General features: G+C 61.3%; 12 protein-coding genes. 7 read left to right on the forward strand and 5 right to left on the reverse strand.

Features of this window, described 5'->3' with window-relative positions:
• Window positions 1-128: 128 nt before the first annotated feature.
• From M0808_RS13465 to M0808_RS13490, 6 genes are all read left to right on the forward strand, one after another.
• Window positions 129-1,472, forward strand: a complete 1,344-nt coding sequence (locus tag M0808_RS13465) for an imelysin family protein (protein WP_134787216.1) — start codon at window positions 129-131, stop codon at window positions 1,470-1,472.
• 278 nt (window positions 1,473-1,750) lie between these two features.
• Window positions 1,751-3,178: a di-heme oxidoredictase family protein gene (locus M0808_RS13470; RefSeq protein WP_247841424.1), complete on the forward strand. Its 1,428-nt coding sequence runs from the start codon at window positions 1,751-1,753 to the stop codon at window positions 3,176-3,178.
• Between the two features lie 26 nt (window positions 3,179-3,204).
• On the forward strand, window positions 3,205-4,269 hold the full coding sequence (locus M0808_RS13475) for an imelysin family protein (RefSeq protein WP_247841426.1): 1,065 nt from the start codon (window positions 3,205-3,207) through the stop codon (window positions 4,267-4,269).
• Between the two features lie 14 nt (window positions 4,270-4,283).
• Entirely contained in the window at window positions 4,284-5,384 is a 1,101-nt protein-coding gene (locus tag M0808_RS13480) for a DUF1513 domain-containing protein (RefSeq protein ID WP_247841428.1), read from the forward strand.
• Window positions 5,385-5,667: 283 nt separating this feature from the next.
• Complete coding sequence (locus M0808_RS13485) at window positions 5,668-6,816, forward strand: efflux RND transporter periplasmic adaptor subunit (protein WP_247841430.1); 1,149 nt, start codon at window positions 5,668-5,670, stop codon at window positions 6,814-6,816.
• 13 nt (window positions 6,817-6,829) lie between these two features.
• Window positions 6,830-9,856 (forward strand): multidrug efflux RND transporter permease subunit, encoded by a 3,027-nt coding sequence (locus M0808_RS13490; RefSeq protein WP_096795129.1) that lies wholly within the window; start codon window positions 6,830-6,832, stop codon window positions 9,854-9,856.
• Window positions 9,857-10,628: 772 nt separating this feature from the next.
• On the opposite strand, the gene M0808_RS13495 is transcribed toward M0808_RS13490, so the two are convergent.
• From M0808_RS13495 to colR, 5 genes are all read right to left on the reverse strand, one after another.
• Window positions 10,629-10,856 carry a hypothetical protein gene (locus tag M0808_RS13495; RefSeq protein WP_095136970.1) on the reverse strand — a complete coding sequence of 76 codons (228 nt, stop codon included), beginning with the start codon at window positions 10,854-10,856 and terminating at the stop codon, window positions 10,629-10,631.
• A gap of 2 nt (window positions 10,857-10,858) precedes the next feature.
• Complete coding sequence (locus M0808_RS13500; RefSeq protein WP_223008043.1) at window positions 10,859-11,572, reverse strand: lipopolysaccharide kinase InaA family protein; 714 nt, start codon at window positions 11,570-11,572, stop codon at window positions 10,859-10,861.
• A gap of 4 nt (window positions 11,573-11,576) precedes the next feature.
• Window positions 11,577-12,245, reverse strand: coding sequence for a class I SAM-dependent methyltransferase (locus M0808_RS13505; RefSeq protein ID WP_098965345.1), 669 nt, complete (start codon window positions 12,243-12,245; stop codon window positions 11,577-11,579).
• 141 nt (window positions 12,246-12,386) lie between these two features.
• Entirely contained in the window at window positions 12,387-13,670 is a 1,284-nt protein-coding gene (locus tag M0808_RS13510) for a HAMP domain-containing sensor histidine kinase (protein WP_098965347.1), read from the reverse strand.
• Window positions 13,660-14,343 carry a two-component system response regulator ColR gene (colR, locus tag M0808_RS13515; RefSeq protein WP_007964011.1) on the reverse strand — a complete coding sequence of 228 codons (684 nt, stop codon included), beginning with the start codon at window positions 14,341-14,343 and terminating at the stop codon, window positions 13,660-13,662. The genes M0808_RS13510 and colR overlap by 11 nt, the downstream gene beginning before the upstream one ends.
• A gap of 203 nt (window positions 14,344-14,546) precedes the next feature.
• Here colR and M0808_RS13520 point away from each other — a divergent pair, with 203 nt between their 5' ends.
• On the forward strand, window positions 14,547-16,496 hold the full coding sequence (locus M0808_RS13520) for an LTA synthase family protein (RefSeq protein ID WP_247841432.1): 1,950 nt from the start codon (window positions 14,547-14,549) through the stop codon (window positions 16,494-16,496).
• Window positions 16,497-16,726: the final 230 nt, after the last annotated feature.

A 16,726-nucleotide genomic window follows, 5' to 3' on the forward strand; every position in this document is an offset into this window, starting at 1 on the left:
ACAAGCGGCTAAATAAGAAATATTTCCAGCCACAGCCCTTTACACATAATGCGAAAGATTTGCATTATGTCGCAGCTTTGCGCACCCCCGCGCCCTGTCCATTCCATTACCGAAGCAGGATGTTCGCCATGATTCGTATGCCTCTGGCTACCGCCAGTCTGCTGGCCATCGCTATTTCCCTCGCCGGTTGCGGCGAAGGCAAAGACAAGGCTGCCGCCCCGGCCGCGCCGACGCCGGCCGCCAGCACCGCTGCCGCGCCAGCACCTGCCGCTGCCGGTAAAGTCGATGAAGCCGCCGCCAAGGCTGTGGTCGCGCACTACGCCGACATGGTCTTCGCCGTCTACAGCGATGCCGAATCCACTGCGAAAACCCTGCAAACCGCGGTCGACGCGTTCCTCGCCAAACCGAACGCCGACACCCTGAAAGCCGCCAAGGCTGCCTGGGTCGCTGCGCGCGTGCCTTACCTGCAGAGCGAAGTGTTCCGTTTCGGCAACACCATCATCGACGACTGGGAAGGTCAGGTGAACGCCTGGCCGCTGGACGAAGGCTTGATCGACTACGTCGACAAATCCTACGAGCACGCTCTGGGCAACCCGGGCGCCACCGCCAACATCATCGCCAACACTGAAGTGCAGGTCGGCGAAGACAAGGTCGATGTGAAAGACATCACCCCGGAAAAACTCGCCAGCCTCAACGAGCTGGGCGGTTCCGAAGCCAACGTTGCCACTGGCTACCACGCCATCGAATTCCTGCTCTGGGGCCAGGACCTGAACGGCACCGGCCCGGGCGCCGGCAACCGTCCAGCCTCGGACTACCTGGAAGGCGCTGGCGCCACCGGCGGTCACAATGATCGTCGCCGTGCCTACCTGAAAGCCGTGACCCAACTGCTGGTCAGCGACCTGGAAGAAATGGTCGGCAACTGGAAGCCGAACGTGGCTGACAACTACCGCGCCACTCTGGAAGCCGAGCCGGCTGAAAGCGGCCTGCGCAAAATGCTGTTCGGCATGGGCAGCCTGTCCCTGGGCGAACTGGCGGGCGAGCGCATGAAGGTTTCCCTGGAAGCCAACTCCCCGGAAGACGAACAGGATTGCTTCAGCGACAACACCCACAACTCGCACTTCTACGATGCCAAAGGCATTCGTAACGTGTACCTGGGCGAATACACCCGCACCGATGGCACCAAAATGACCGGTGCCAGCCTGTCGTCGCTGGTGGCCAAGGCCGACCCGGCTGCCGACACCGCGCTGAAAGCCGATCTGGCCGCTACCGAAGCGAAAATCCAGGTCATGGTCGATCACGCCAACAAGGGTGAGCACTACGACCAGTTGATCGCTGCGGGCAACACCGCCGGCAACCAGATCGTGCGTGACGCCATCGCCGCACTGGTCAAGCAGACCGGTTCGATCGAAGCCGCCGCCGGCAAGCTGGGCATCAGCGACCTGAACCCGGACAACGCTGATCACGAGTTCTGATCACGCGCGTTCGACTGAAAAAGGCGACCTGCGGGTCGCCTTTTTCATGCCTGCCGTACACAAAACCCTGTGGGAGCGGGCTTGCTCGCGAAAGCGCTGGGTCAGACACAGATGAATTGATTGACACACCGCTTTCGCGGGCAAGCCCGCTCCCACAGGGGGGACTGCGTTTCTCCAAATCACTGCGCCATATCAAGCAAACGATAATTCCTCTTATTCAAACTCACTCGCCCTGTTAGACTTTGCGCCTTTGTTTTCGCCCGTCCGCAGGATGTCTGATGCCCTCGCTGCCGCTTCGCTTGTCCGCACTGTTTCTGGCCCTGGGCCTGAGTGCCTGCGATGACGCCCCGCGCTTTACCAAGGCTGAGCCGGGTGAAGCGCGTTCGGGCGGGGCGGCGACCGTGCGCAAGACCGATCAGAATGCGTTCTCGTTGCCTTCGGCCAATCTGCCGCCGTCGCGCCGGGTCGACTTCAGTGTCGGCAACAGCTTCTTCCGCAGTCCGTGGGTGATCGCCCCGTCGACCACCACCGCGCGCGATGGCCTCGGCCCGCTGTTCAATACCAATGCCTGCCAGAACTGCCACATCAAGGACGGTCGCGGACATCCGCCCACGCCGGATGCGGCGAACGCGGTGTCGATGCTGGTGCGTCTGTCGATCCCCGATTCGCCGGCCTATGCCAAAGTCATCGAGCAAGTCGGCGTGGTGCCCGAGCCGGTCTACGGCGGCCAGTTCCAGGACATGGCCGTGCCCGGGGTCACCCCGGAAGGCAAGGTGCGCGTCGAGTACACCCCGGTGCCGATTCGTTTCAAGGACGGCACCGAAGTCGAGCTGCGCAAACCGGTTCTGCAATTCACTCAGTTGGGCTACGGCCCGATGCACCCGGACACGCGTTTCTCGGCCCGCGTCGCACCGCCGATGATCGGCCTCGGCCTGCTCGAAGCGATTCCCGAAGAAGCGATCCTCGCCAACGCTGCCGCGCAAGCCAAAGAAAACAACGGCATCAATGGTCGACCGAATCAGGTCTGGGATGACGCATTGCAGAAGACCGTCATGGGTCGATTCGGCTGGAAAGCCGGGCAACCGAATCTCAATCAGCAGAATGTCCATGCGTTTTCCGGAGACATGGGCCTCACGACCAGTCTGAGGCCGTTCGATGACTGCACCGACGCGCAAACCGCGTGCAAGCAGGCGCCGAATGGCAATGGCCCGGACGGCGAGCCGGAAGTCAGCGACAACATCCTGCGTCTGGTGCTGTTCTACACACGCAACCTCGCAGTGCCGGCACGTCGTGGCGTTAACGACGAACAAGTGCTGGCCGGCAAGAACCTGTTCTTCCAGGCTGGCTGCCAGTCCTGCCACACACCGAAATACACTACCGCCGCCAACGCCGCCGAACCTGAACTGGCCAATCAAGTGATTCGCCCGTACAGCGATCTGCTGCTGCACGACATGGGTAACGGCTTGGCCGACAACCGTACGGAATTCCAGGCCTCCGGCCGCGACTGGCGCACTCCGCCATTGTGGGGGATCGGTCTGACGCAGGCAGTCAGTGGTCACACCCAGTTTCTGCATGACGGCCGCGCCCGCAACCTGCTCGAAGCCGTGCTCTGGCATGGCGGCGAAGCGCAGCAGGCGCAGCAACAGGTTTTGTCTTTCAACGCCGAGCAGCGTGCTGCGCTGCTGGCGTTCTTGAACTCACTTTAAACACTTAAAAGAATCGGGAGCCCGACATGTTCCGTCCCAAGTTGTTGTTCACCAGCCTTGCCGCACTCGCCCTCGGCGCCTGCTCGCCGCAGGACCCGCAAGCGGTCACGTCGGCGGCCATCGCCAAATCGGTGATCCTGCCGACTTACACCCGTTGGGTCGAAGCCGACAAGCAACTGGCGGTCAGCGCCCTCGCCTACTGCCAAGGCAAGGAAACCCTGGAAACCGCTCGCGCCGACTTCCTGCACGCGCAGAAAGCCTGGGCCGAGCTGCAACCGCTGCTGATCGGCCCATTGGCCGAGGGCAACCGTTCGTGGCAGGTGCAGTTCTGGCCGGACAAGAAAAACCTCGTCGGCCGTCAGGTCGAGCAACTGGTGGTCGCCCAGCCGCAAATCGACGCCGCCGCCCTGGCCAAATCCAGCGTTGTGGTGCAGGGCCTGTCGGCTTACGAATACATCCTGTTCGATGAAAAACCGGACGTCGCCAACGCCGAGCAGAAAGCCAAATACTGCCCACTGCTGATCGCCATCGGCGAGCGCCAGAAGCAACTGGCCGAAGAGATTCTGCAGAGCTGGAACAACACCGACGGCATGCTCGCGCAAATGAGCAAGTTCCCTAACCAGCGCTACGCCGACTCTCACGAAGCGATCGCCGATCTGCTGCGTGTGCAGGTCACCGCCCTCGACACCCTGAAGAAAAAACTCGGTACGCCGATGGGCCGTCAGAGCAAGGGCGTGCCGCAACCGTTCCAGGCCGATGCGTGGCGCAGCCAGTCGTCGCTGACCGCGCTGGAAGCCAGCCTCGCTGCAGCCAAAACCGTCTGGGAAGGCGTCGACAACAAAGGCCTGCGCAGTCTGCTGCCGGCCGAGCAGAAACCGTTGGCGGACAAGATCGACGCCGCTTACGCCGCGTCGCTGAAACTGTTCGACAGCAGCCAGCGCTCGCTGACCGAAATGCTTCAGGACGACGCCGGTCGTCAACAACTCAACGATCTCTACGACAGCCTCAACGTCGTCCATCGCCTGCACGAAGGCGAACTGGCCAAGGCGCTGGGTATCCAACTGGGCTTCAACGCCAACGACGGTGACTGATGAGGGCAAGTGCCATGCTGCGACGCCAGGCTCTGACTTTAGGTAGTTTGCTGCTGGGAGCAGTGACACTGGGCGGCTGGACGCTGTTCAAGCGCAAGGATCAGAGCCCGCTGTTGCTCTCGGCGCGCGATGACACCGACGGCAAGCATTACGCCGTCGGTTATCGGCTGGACGGTACGCAGGTGTTCGCCACCGAGGTCGGCCAGCGCTGTCACGACATCATCAACCACCCGACGCTGCCGATCGCGCTGTTCGTCGCCCGCCGCCCGGGCACAGAGAGCTACCTGATCGATCTGCGCGACGGGACGTTGCTGCAAACCGTGACTTCGCAGCCGAACCGGCATTTCTACGGCCACGCCGTGGTGCACAAGGACGGCGAATACCTGTACGCCACCGAGAACGACACCACGGATCCGGGGCGTGGCCTGCTCGGGGTGTACAAGTTCGAAGGCGAGCGGCTGGTGCACAGCGGTGAGATTTCCACCCATGGCCTCGGCCCGCATCAGGTCTCGTGGATGCCCGATGGCGAAACCCTGGTGGTGGCCAACGGCGGGATCCGCACCGAGGCCGAAAGCCGCGTCGACATGAACCTCAACGCCATGGAACCGAGCCTGGTGCTGATGCAGCGCGACGGCACCCTGCTGAGCAAGGAAACCCTTTCCCAGCAGATGAACAGCGTGCGTCATCTGGGCATTGCCAGCGACGGCACCATCGTCGCCGGCCAGCAGTTCATGGGCGCCTCGCATGAGCGCTCCGAGCTGTTGGCGATCAAGCGTCCGGGCCAACCCTTCGTGGCATTCCCGGTGCCAGAGCATCAGTTGCAGTCGATGGGGCATTACACCGCCAGCGTCGCAGTGCACAGCGATCTGCGTCTGGTGGCGCTGACCGCGCCGCGTGGCAATCGCTTCTTCATCTGGGATCTGGACAGCGGCGAAGTGCGCCTCGACGCGCCGCTGCCCGATTGCGCCGGCGTTGGTGCGGTGCAGGACGGTTTCGTCGTGACCTCGGGTCAGGGCCGCTGCCGCTACTACGATTGCCGCCAGGATGAGCTGCTGGCCAAGCCGCTGGAATTGCCGGCAGGGCTCTGGGACAACCATCTGCACTTGATCGCATAATCCACCTGTTCTGAGTACGACTCATAACCTGTGGCGAGGGGATTTATCCCCGATCGGCTGCGCAGCAGTCGCAAAACCATCGCACACGGTTCAATTGACAGACCGCGGTTTCAGGTTTTGGGGCGGCTTCGCCACCCATCGGGGATGAATCCCCTCACCACAGGTTCAGTGTTTAGACTTCTTCACTCCGCCCTCCCCTGTAAAAACTGGCAGTTGGAATCCCCACCTGACTCGGAGTAATGTGCCCGCCTGTCTCACCTGATTTATCCAAGGAACTGGAAATATGCTGCGTCGCCGCATGCTGATCATGTTGGGTGTTGTCTTGCTGGTCGTCCTGGTATTGGGCGGGTACAAAGCCTTTTCGATCTACACCATGATCCAGGGCTTCTCCAAACCAAAACCGCCGATCAGTGTCGCCGTGGCCCGTGCCAGCGAACAGCCGTGGCAGATGCGTTTGCCCACCGTCGGCTCGCTGAAGGCCTTGCAAGGCGTCGAGCTTAGTCTTGAAGTCGCCGGCACCGTCACCGAACTCAAATTCGAATCCGGACAGAAGGTCAAGGCCGGGCAACCGCTGCTGCAGCTCGACAGCGCGGTCGAGACCGCCCTGCTGGAAACCGCCAAGGCTGACCTGGGACTGGCGCAACTGGATTTCGGTCGCGGCAGCCAACTGGTCGACAGCCGCGCGATCTCCAAAGGTGAGTACGACCGTCTCTCCGCCGTGTTGCAAAAGAACAAGGCCACGGTCAATCAGCTCAACGCTTCGCTGGCGAAAAAACGCATCCTTGCGCCGTTCAGCGGCACCATCGGCATCCGTCAGGTGGATGTCGGCGACTACCTCGCCAGCGGCACCAAAATCGCCACCCTGCAGGATCTGAGCAGCCTCTACGCCGATTTCTATGTGCCGGAGCAATCGGTGCCGAAACTGGCCATCGGGCAACCGGTGCAGATTGGTGTCGCGGCCTATCCCGGGCAGAACTTCCCCGGCGCCATCAGCGCGATCAACCCGATTGTCGAGAGCACCACGCGCAATATTCTGGTGCGCGCGACCCTGGCCAACCCCGACGGCAAATTGCTGCCGGGGATGTTCGCCAGCCTCAACGTGTTGCTGCCCGATCCGCAGAAACACGTCGTGGTGCCGGAAAGCGCGATCACCTACACCCTCTACGGCAACTCGCTGTACGTGGTCGGGCAGAAAAAGGCCGAGGACGGCAGCGTCGAAAAAGACGACAAGGGCCAACCGGTACTGATCGCCGAACGTCGCTTCATCGAGACCGGTGAGCGCCGCGATGGCCTGGTGATGATCAACAAGGGCGTACAGAGCGGCGAACAAGTGGTAACCGCCGGCCAGATCAAACTGGACAACGGCGCACACATTGCCATCAGCGACGACAAGACCCTCGGCGAGCAGAACAGTCCGCCTCGCGCCGACTGATCAAGGAATCCCCATGGCTTTTACCGATCCGTTCATCCGCCGCCCGGTGCTCGCCACCGTGGTCAGCCTGCTGATTGTGCTGCTGGGTTTCCAGGCCTGGAGCAAGCTGCCGCTGCGCCAGTACCCGCAAATGGAAAACGCTCTGATCACGGTGACCACCGCCTACCCCGGGGCCAACGCCGAAACCATTCAGGGTTACATCACCCAGCCGATGCAGCAGAGCCTGGCCAGCGCCGAGGGCATCGACTACATGACCTCGGTCAGTCGCCAGAACTTCTCGGTGATTTCGATCTACGCGCGCATCGGTTCCAACACCGACCGTCTGTTCACCGAACTGCTGGCCAAGGCCAACGAGGTCAAGAACAAGCTGCCACAGGACGCCGAAGACCCGGTGCTGAGCAAGGAATCGGCCGACGCCTCGGCGCTGATGTACATCAGTTTCTTCAGCAAGGACTTGAGCAACCCGCAGATCACCGACTACCTGTCGCGGGTGATCCAGCCGAAACTGGCGACCCTGCCGGGCATGGCCGAGGCGGAGATTCTCGGTAATCAGGTATTCGCCATGCGCCTGTGGCTCGACCCGGTGAAGCTCGCCGGTTTCGGCCTCAGCGCCAGCGACGTGACCAACGCCGTGCGCCAGTACAACTTCCTCTCCGCCGCTGGCGAGGTGAAGGGCGAATATGTGGTCACCAGCATCAACGCCAACACCGAACTGAAATCCGCCGAAGCCTTCGCGGCGATTCCGCTCAAGGTCAGTGGCGACAGCCGCGTGCTGCTCAGCGATGTCGCGCGGGTCGAGATGGGCGCGGAAAACTACGACTCGATCAGCTCGTTCGGCGGCACGCCGTCGGTGTACATCGGCATCAAGGCCACACCGGGGGCCAACCCGCTGGACGTGATCAAGGAAGTGCGCAAGCTGATGCCGGAGCTGGAAGCGCAATTGCCGCCCAACCTCAAGAGCGAGATTGCCTACGACGCCACCCAGTTCATTCAGGCCTCGATCGACGAAGTGGTGAAAACCCTGTTCGAAGCGGTGCTGATCGTGATCGTGGTGGTGTTCCTGTTCCTCGGCGCGTTGCGCTCGGTGGTGATCCCGGTGGTGACCATCCCGCTGTCGATGATCGGCGTGATGTTCTTCATGCAGATGATGGGCTACTCGATCAACCTCCTGACCCTGCTGGCGATGGTGCTGGCCATCGGTCTGGTGGTAGATGACGCGATTGTGGTGGTGGAGAACATTCACCGACACATCGAGGAAGGCAAGACGCCGCTGGAGGCCGCACTGGAAGGTGCGCGGGAAATCGCCATGCCGGTGGTGTCGATGACCATCACCCTGGCGGCGGTGTATGCGCCGATCGGCTTCCTCACCGGGCTGACCGGGGCCTTGTTCAAGGAGTTCGCCCTGACCCTGGCCGGCGCCGTGGTGATCTCCGGGATCGTCGCCCTGACCCTGTCGCCGATGATGTGCGCCCTGCTGTTGCGCCACGAAGAAAACCCCAGTGGCCTGGCGCACCGCCTCGACCGCATTTTCGACGGTCTCAAGCGCCGCTACCAGAGCATGCTCCACGGCACATTGAACACGCGGCCGGTGGTGCTGGTGTTCGCGGTGATCGTGTTGTGCCTGATCCCGGTGTTTCTCAAGTTCACCAAGTCGGAACTGGCGCCGGACGAGGATCAGGGCATCATCTTCATGATGGCCACGGCCCCCCAGCCGACCAACCTCGATTACCTGAGCACTTACACCGACGAATTCATCAAGATCTTCAAGGAGTTTCCGGAGTACTACTCCTCGTTCCAGATCAACGGCTACAACGGCGTGCAGGCGGGCATCGGCGGCTTCCTGCTCAAGCCATGGAACGAGCGCAGCCGCACGCAGATGCAGATCCTGCCCGAGGTGCAAGGCAAACTGGCGAGTATCCCCGGCCTGCAGATTTTCGGTTTCAACCTGCCCTCCTTGCCCGGCACCGGTGAAGGTTTGCCGTTCGAATTCGTGGTCAATACCGCCAACGACTACGAATTGCTGCTGCAAGTGGCCGACCGGATCAAGAAACGTGCGATGGAGTCCGGCAAATTCGCCTTCGTCGACCTCGACCTGGCGTTCGACAAGCCGGAAGTGGTGGTCGATATCGACCGTGCCAAAGCCGCGCAGATGGGCGTGTCGATGCAGGATCTGGGCGGCACCCTGGCGACGCTGCTGGGTGAGGCGGAAATCAACCGTTTCACCATCGAAGGCCGCAGTTACAAGGTGATTGCCCAGGTCGAGCGACCGTACCGCGAAAACCCTGGCTGGCTGAACAACTACTACGTGAAGAACACCCAGGGCGAGCTGCTGCCGCTGTCGACGCTGATCAAGGTCAGCGACCGGGCGCGACCGCGCCAGCTCAACCAGTTCCAGCAACTCAACGCGGCGAAGATTTCCGGATTCCCGTTGGTCAGCATGGGCGAGGCCATCGACACCGTGCTGCAGATCGCCCGGGAAGAAGCGCCAGCCGGGTTTGCCTTCGACTATGGCGGCGCCTCGCGCCAGTACGTGCAGGAAGGCAGCGCTCTGTGGGTCACCTTCGCCCTGGCGCTGGCGATCATTTTCCTGGTGCTGGCGGCGCAGTTCGAGAGCTTCCGTGATCCGCTGGTGATTCTGGTGACGGTGCCGCTGTCGATCTGCGGTGCGTTGATTCCGCTGTTCCTTGGCTGGTCGAGCATGAACATCTACACCCAGGTCGGACTGGTGACCCTGATCGGGCTGATCAGCAAGCACGGGATCCTGATCGTCGAGTTCGCCAACCAGCTGCGCAAGGACAAGGGCCTGACCGCGCGCGAAGCGGTCGAGGAAGCGGCGGCAATCCGCTTGCGCCCGGTGTTGATGACCACGGCGGCGATGGTGTTCGGCATGGTGCCGTTGATTCTGGCGACCGGTGCGGGCGCCGTGAGCCGGTTTGATATCGGCACCGTGATTGCAACGGGGATGTCGATCGGCACCCTGTTTACGCTGTTTGTGCTGCCGTGCATCTACACCCTATTGGCGAAACCCGATCCGAAATAACAGCGATTTACCTTTGTGGGAGCGGGCTTGCTCGCGAAAGCGTCAGGTCCGTCAACAGCAATGCTGAATGTGCCGGCCTCTTCGTGAGCAAGCCCACTCCCACCCTTGATCGCGGCCAGCCCCCCAATCCTTCATCCACCACAGTCCCCTGTGGGAGCGGGCTTGCTCGCGAAAGCGTCGGGTCAGCCAACAGCAATGCTGAATGTGCCGGCCCCTTCGTGAGCAGCCACTCCCACCCTTGATCGCGGCAAGCCCCCCCAATCCTTCATCCACCACAGTCCCCTGTGGGAGCGGGCTTGCTCGCGAAAGCGTCGGGTCAGCCAACAGCAATGCTGAATGTGCCGGCCCCTTCGTGAGCAAGCCCACTCCCACCCTTGATCGCGGCAAGCCCCCCAATCCTTCATCCACCACAGTCCCCTGTGGGAGCGGGCTTGCTCGCGAAAGCGTCAGGTCAGTCAGCAGCAATGCTGAATGTGCCGGCCCCTTCGTGAGCAAGCCCACTCCCACCCTTGATCGCGGCAAGCCCCCCCAATCCTTCATCCACCACAGTCCCCTGTGGGAGCGGGCTTGCTCGCGAAAGCGTCGGGTCAGCCAACAGCAATGCTGAATGTGCCGGCCCCTTCGTGAGCAAGCCCACTCCCACCCTTGATCGCGGCCAGCCACAAACCTGCCATCCATCGCCGATCCCACAGGGGAATGGTGTGATCCCTGGAACACGCGCAATAAAAAAGGCCTCGCATCTGCGAGGCCTTTCATTTTGGCTTCAATCGGTTCAACTCTGTGGCCTCATCCCTTGAGAAAGTCCGAACATGAACAACAACAGATCATGGTCAGGTTGAGTCGCCACGGAGGCTTTCGCCACCCGTGGTACTGCGCAGTGAGCATCGCCCGTGGTAGCACCGATCACCTGCATGCGGGGCTGCTCCCAGGCCGCCACCGCCAATGAAGCAACTGCCAAGGCTCCAACCAAAAACAAACCTCGTGCAATTTCGAGTTTCATCGCTATAAACCTTTGATAGCGCTGCCAAACGCCGTCTCATAAAAGTAGACGAGTTTTTTCCAGTCCGTGTCGCTGAACGACGAATGGCGACGCAATTGCTTCATGTCATGGGAGGCCGCGCGATAAGCGGTCAGACGCTGACGGCATTTCTCCAGATCGATCAATGCCACTTCGACCTGAGCCGAATCACCTTCGCCGGTCACCCGTACAAAAACGTGTTTGATGTAGATACAGCTGTGCTGCCAACGGCCCTTGTGCATGCGCGCGAGGTTTTCGGCCAGGTCTTTGAGGACGCGCTCGAAAACCGCTTCGCCATATTGGGCACGGCCACCGGCGGCTTCCCACTTCTCGAGTTCGTCGAAACCGTCCAGCGACTTGGTCACCAGCAGCGCACGCCACTTGTGTTGCGGATCGGGCTGCGCACCGCAGAAGACGATTTGCGGGACGCGTACGCCGAGGCGACTGACACCGGTCAGGGCATCCAGCTCTCGCAAGACTGTCGGCCGGCCGAAAGGATGCAGCCAACTGCGATAGATATGTCCGGTCTGGCGCTTGGCATACAGTAACTGGCCGTCACGGCCCACGACTCGTTGCACACCACTTTCCCCGCCACGGCGCACGTTGGGTTCTTCCACCCATTCACCGCGCTGGTTCCAGTAGTAGTCGAAGCGATCCTGGGGAGCGACTTCCGTTTCTGCTGCTATTTGCACCGCCATCCTGTTACCTCTTGCGTAATACGTAAACCCGCCACATGGCATAGAGCGGAATGAAGTCCAGTTGTTCCTGAATGCGAAAACCTGCCTCTTCGAACTCTTTTTCTACTGTCACAGCCGGTAACACAAACCGGTTTTGGTAACCTTCCTGCCCGCGCCGCTGTTCAGCGCGTTTGCGTTTCCAGGCCTTGAAATTACCGTCCACCCACAACGAAATGATTACGCTGTCACGGGTGACACGCTCGAATTCGCGCAAAATCGTCCGTCGATGTTCGGCTTCACCGATGTGATGCAGCAAACGCATACAGAAAATGCTGTCGACGGCGTTATCCGGCAAGGCAATGTCGAACGCTGACGTGTGCAAAGGTTGTACCCGTTTCACCACATCAGCCGGCTGCGCCTGCATCGCGGTCTTGATCATAGACTCGGAATTGTCCGCGCCAATGATCACCCGATTGGGTTTTTCCGCCAGCAACGGCCAGAAACGCCCTGCACCACACGGCAGATCCAGAACCAGCCCCGGCTCGCCCGCCAGCGTCAACGCCTTGCGGGCCAGTTGCTCGTCCCGCCAATGTGACAACCGACGACCGAGACCGTCCTGATGCTTGCGCAAATATTTTTGTGCATGCTGGTCATCATACTTTTCGGAAAAATCGAGCTTGATCGGTCTGCTCATTTTCAGGACTCCTGAATAACTGATGCCCCTACCATAGGTAGTGGCATGTCAGCGTCAGGTCGTTCCTTTGTGAAAATTACGTCAGGTAAACCGGCAAACTATTACAGGGTTTTACAGGGAGAAAGCAATAGCGCGGGGCCATCAGCGACCGTCAGCACGGCCCAGCGTCACCTCAAAGCGGCAACCATTGGGCTGCATGGTGCTCAATGTCACCTCCCAGCCCTGGTTTTCACAGATCCGCTGCACCAGCGACAAGCCCAGGCCCAGGCCTTCGCCGCGCTTCTCATTGCCGCGCACGAAGGGCTGGAACATGGCCTCACGTTTTTCCTCGGGAATGCCGACGCCCGAATCTTCGACGACGAATCCATTGTCGTTGAGCGTCAGGCGGATGAAGCCCTGCTCGGTGTAGTGGCAGGCATTGCGCAGCAAATTGCCCATGACCGCGCTGAGCAGAGTCGCGTTGAAGCGAGTGTCCGGCGGATTGCCCGGCTCGAACATCAGCCGCAGCCCTTTCGATTCGATCGGTTCACGCCAGATACTCAACAAGCCATCGGCCACCTGACTGATGTTCTGCTGCGGTGCCGAACCGGCGTCTTCACGCTGGGCGCGGGCGAGCATCAGGAAGGTCTGCACCAGTTCACGCATTTCTTCGCTGGCGCGGGCGATGCGCTCGACCTGGGCACGACCGCGTTGATCCAGCCCCGGATTTTCCAGCAGCAGTTCGCAGGAACTGGCCAGCACCATTAACGGCGTGCGCAGTTCGTGGCTGACATCGCTGGTGAACAGCCGCTCGCGGGTCAGCGCCTGACGCAGACGGCCGAGCGTGGCATCGAACGCCACCGCCAGTTCACCGACTTCGTCAGCCGCATAGTCCGGCGCCAGTGGCGGCGCCAGACCGAGCAACTGATCGCGATGCCGTACTTGCCGTGCCAGGCGCACCACCGGCGCCATGACCTTGCGCGCCAGCACCCAGCCGAGGAATACCGCCAGCGCCAGACTGAGCACAAAGCCCACCAGCACCACGGCGAACAGCACGCGCTCGCGTTCTTCGAAATCGCTTTGATCCTGCAGCAGCACGTAGCGGCGACCGTCGACGATCTCGACCATCGCGTGATACGACAGCTGCTCGCGGAACACTTCGTGGAACCCCGCATCGAGGTGACGCAGATCCTTGGGCAGCTCGAAATCACCCGGTCCGCCGCTGAAATAGAACAACTGGTCCGGTTCCGGGCGATGGCTCCAGTCCGAGACGTTGTCCATCAGCAGCAGACGTTGCAGGTCGCCGCCCAGCCCCGCCGAAATCAGTTTTTCCTCCACCAGGTGCACGGTCGCCACGATGCCCATGGCGAAGGCCCCGGCCACCAGCGCACTCATCAGCGCAAAGGCGATGATGATCCGCTGGGAAAGGCTTTGCTTAAACTCCATCACGCCCCTCGGCCAGGCGGTAACCCACGCCGTGCACGGTTTGCAGCAACGGCTTGGCGAATGGCTTGTCGATCACCTGACGCAATTGGTGGACGTGGCTGCGCAGGCTGTCGCTGTCCGGGCAGTCATCGCCCCACAGCGCTTCTTCGAGAATTTCCCGACGCAGGACATGCGGACTCTTCTGCATCAAGACTGCCAGCAGCTTCAGCCCGACCGGGTTGAGCTTGAGCAGCTTGCCCTCGCGGGTCACTTCCAGCGTGTCGAGGTCGTAGGTCAGGTCACCGACCTGCAGCGCGCGACGGCCGCCGCCCTGGGTGCGACGCATCACGGCTTCGATGCGTGCCGCCAGTTCCGACAGGGCAAACGGTTTGACCAGGTAATCATCAGCCCCGGACTTGAAGCCCTGCAGGCGGTCGTCCAGTTGATCGCGGGCGGTGAGCATGATCACCGGCGTATCGCGTCGGGCGTCTTCACGCAGGCGCTTGCACAGGGTGTAGCCGTCGATCCCCGGCAGCATGATATCGAGCACGATCAGGTCGTAATGCTCGGTGGCAGCCAGATGCAGGCCCGACAAGCCGTCCTGGGCACAATCGACGGTATAGCCTTTGAGCCCCAGGTAATCGGCCAGGTTGGCCAGGATATCGCGGTTGTCTTCGACCAATAGAATTCGCATTGGCATCTCCTCCGTACACAGTTACGGCCGTCATGGCCCGCGCAGCTTAAGGCCAACGCCGTTTCAGGGCTAGGGCCGGCAGGCACGCCGATCCATTTGCCTAACCAAATTAAATATTTAACAAAGTTTTCACTATGGATTCACAACCTGATTACAGTGGCGCCGTGACACTCGCGCGCCATTGATATAAGGAAAACGAGACAATGGACCCTTTCAAGACTGCGCCCATGCGCTTTCTGCTGCTCATCACCGGCGCCTGGCTGGTCATCTTTCTTCTGACTCGAGCGGTACTGCTGCTGACTCACCTGGATGAGGCCGGCGGCTTCGCCCTGTCGATGTTCGGCATCGGCGCGCTCTACGACCTGGGTTTCCTGGCCTATGCGGCATTGCCGATGGGCTTGTACCTGCTGCTCTGCCCGCCGGGCCTGTGGCGGCGTCGTGGACATCGCGGGTTCCTGCGCGCCCTGCTGACCATCAGCCTGTTCGCCATGCTGTTCGTGGCGGTGGCTGAATGGCTGTTCTGGGACGAGTTCGGCGTGCGCTTCAACTTCATCGCCGTCGATTACCTGGTGTATTCCGACGAAGTGCTGAACAACGTCCTCGAGTCGTACCCGATCGGCAAACTGCTGAGCCTCCTCGCGGTGCTGGCCGTGGTGATCAGCTTTGCCTTGGGCAAGCCGTTCAATGCTGCCATGAATGCCCCGCTGCCAGCGCTGCGCGGGCGTCTGCTCAGTGCCTTGGGCCTGTTGATCGTCGCGGGCCTCAGCCTGCAACTGCTCAGCCAGGACGCCCCGCGTGCCCAGGGCGGCAACGCCTACCAGAACGAACTGGCCAGCAACGGTCCGTATCAGTTCTTCGCCGCGTTCCGTAACAATGAACTCGACTACACCCAGTTCTACAAGAGCCTGCCGGCAGAAAAAGTCGCCAGCCAGATCCGCGCCGAGCTGAGCGAAAGCGACGCGCGTTTCATCGGCAAGGATCCCCAGGACATCCGCCGGGTGATCGACAACCCGGGCACCCCGCGCAAGCCGAACATTGTGCTGGTGACCATCGAAAGCCTGAGCGCCAAGTACCTGGGCAGCAATGGCGACGGTCGCAACCTGACGCCAAACCTCGACGCCTTGCGCAAGCAGAGCCTGTACTTCAACAACTTCTACGCCACCGGCACCCGCACCGACCGCGGTCTGGAAGCGATCACCCTGGCCATCCCGCCGACGCCAGGCCGCTCGATCGTCAAGCGCATCGGCCGTGAAAGCGGTTTCGCCAGCCTTGGCCAGCAGTTGAGCGCGGTGGGTTACGACAGCGTGTTCGTCTACGGCGGACGCGGCTACTTCGACAACATGAACGCGTTCTTCAGCGGCAACGGCTATCATGTGGTCGATCAGAGCAGCGTCGATGAAGCCGAGATCCACTTCAAGAACGCCTGGGGCATGGCCGACGAAGATCTGTACCGCCAGACCCTGAAACTGGCGGATGCCGACTACGCCAAACAGCAGCCGTTTCTGCTGCAACTGATGACCACCTCCAACCATCGCCCTTACACCTACCCCGACAACCGGATCGACATCAAATCCGGCAACGGCCGTGATGGTGCGGTGAAGTACACCGACTATGCGATTGGTCAGTTCCTGGAGCAGGCGCGGCAAAAGCCATGGTTCGACAATACGATCTTCATCTTCGTCGCCGACCACACCGCGGGCAGCGCCGGTAAAGAAGACTTGCCGATCGCCAACTATCAGATCCCGCTGTTCATCTACGCGCCGAAAATGATCGAAGCCCGCGAAAGCGCGCAACTGGCCAGTCAGATCGATCTGGCGCCGACGCTGCTGGGCTTGCTCAACCTGGATTACACCTCGACGTTCTTCGGTCGCAACCTGTTGCAGGACAACCCGCTGCCACCGCGCGTGGTGGTCGGCAACTACCAGCATCTGGGCCTGTTCGACGGCAAGGATCTGGCGATCCTCAGCCCGCGCCAGGGCTTGCGCCGGCATGACGATGCGTTGACCGAAAGCCGCGAGTCGCGGGTCAGCAGCGACGATCCGCTGGTCAGCCGGGCCATTGCGTATTACCAGGCGGCCAGTTATGGCTTCAAACAGCAGTTGCTGAGCTGGAAGCCGGCGAAGGACAGCACTGTCCAGGTCAGCGAACAGTAACCGTCAATAGAAACGCCCCGGGCTGATGCACCGGGGCTTTTTTTTTGCGCAACCGGTTATCACAGGAAATCCAGATCCCAATGTGGGAGCGAGCCGGCTCGCGAATGCTGTGCATGCGTCACAGCTGTAGTGACGGGGTGATTGCTTTCGCGAGCAGGCTCGCTCCCACAGGGGACGGTGTGAAGCTTGAAATCCGGGCAATAAAAAACCCCGCCTGCTCATCGCAGGCG

This window comes from Pseudomonas sp. MWU12-3103b, assembly GCF_023100615.1.
GTDB lineage: Bacteria > Pseudomonadota > Gammaproteobacteria > Pseudomonadales > Pseudomonadaceae > Aquipseudomonas > Aquipseudomonas putida_A.

Coding starts and splice junctions, on each gene's coding strand:
- M0808_RS13465 (WP_134787216.1), top strand. CDS start 129: ATGATTCGTATGCCTCTGGCTACCGCCAGTCTGCTGGCCATCGCTATT.
- M0808_RS13470 (WP_247841424.1), top strand. CDS start 1,751: ATGCCCTCGCTGCCGCTTCGCTTGTCCGCACTGTTTCTGGCCCTGGGC.
- M0808_RS13475 (WP_247841426.1), top strand. CDS start 3,205: ATGTTCCGTCCCAAGTTGTTGTTCACCAGCCTTGCCGCACTCGCCCTC.
- M0808_RS13480 (WP_247841428.1), top strand. CDS start 4,284: ATGCTGCGACGCCAGGCTCTGACTTTAGGTAGTTTGCTGCTGGGAGCA.
- M0808_RS13485 (WP_247841430.1), top strand. CDS start 5,668: ATGCTGCGTCGCCGCATGCTGATCATGTTGGGTGTTGTCTTGCTGGTC.
- M0808_RS13490 (WP_096795129.1), top strand. CDS start 6,830: ATGGCTTTTACCGATCCGTTCATCCGCCGCCCGGTGCTCGCCACCGTG.
- M0808_RS13495 (WP_095136970.1), bottom strand. CDS start 10,856: ATGAAACTCGAAATTGCACGAGGTTTGTTTTTGGTTGGAGCCTTGGCA.
- M0808_RS13500 (WP_223008043.1), bottom strand. CDS start 11,572: ATGGCGGTGCAAATAGCAGCAGAAACGGAAGTCGCTCCCCAGGATCGC.
- M0808_RS13505 (WP_098965345.1), bottom strand. CDS start 12,245: ATGAGCAGACCGATCAAGCTCGATTTTTCCGAAAAGTATGATGACCAG.
- M0808_RS13510 (WP_098965347.1), bottom strand. CDS start 13,670: ATGGAGTTTAAGCAAAGCCTTTCCCAGCGGATCATCATCGCCTTTGCG.
- colR (WP_007964011.1), bottom strand. CDS start 14,343: ATGCGAATTCTATTGGTCGAAGACAACCGCGATATCCTGGCCAACCTG.
- M0808_RS13520 (WP_247841432.1), top strand. CDS start 14,547: ATGGACCCTTTCAAGACTGCGCCCATGCGCTTTCTGCTGCTCATCACC.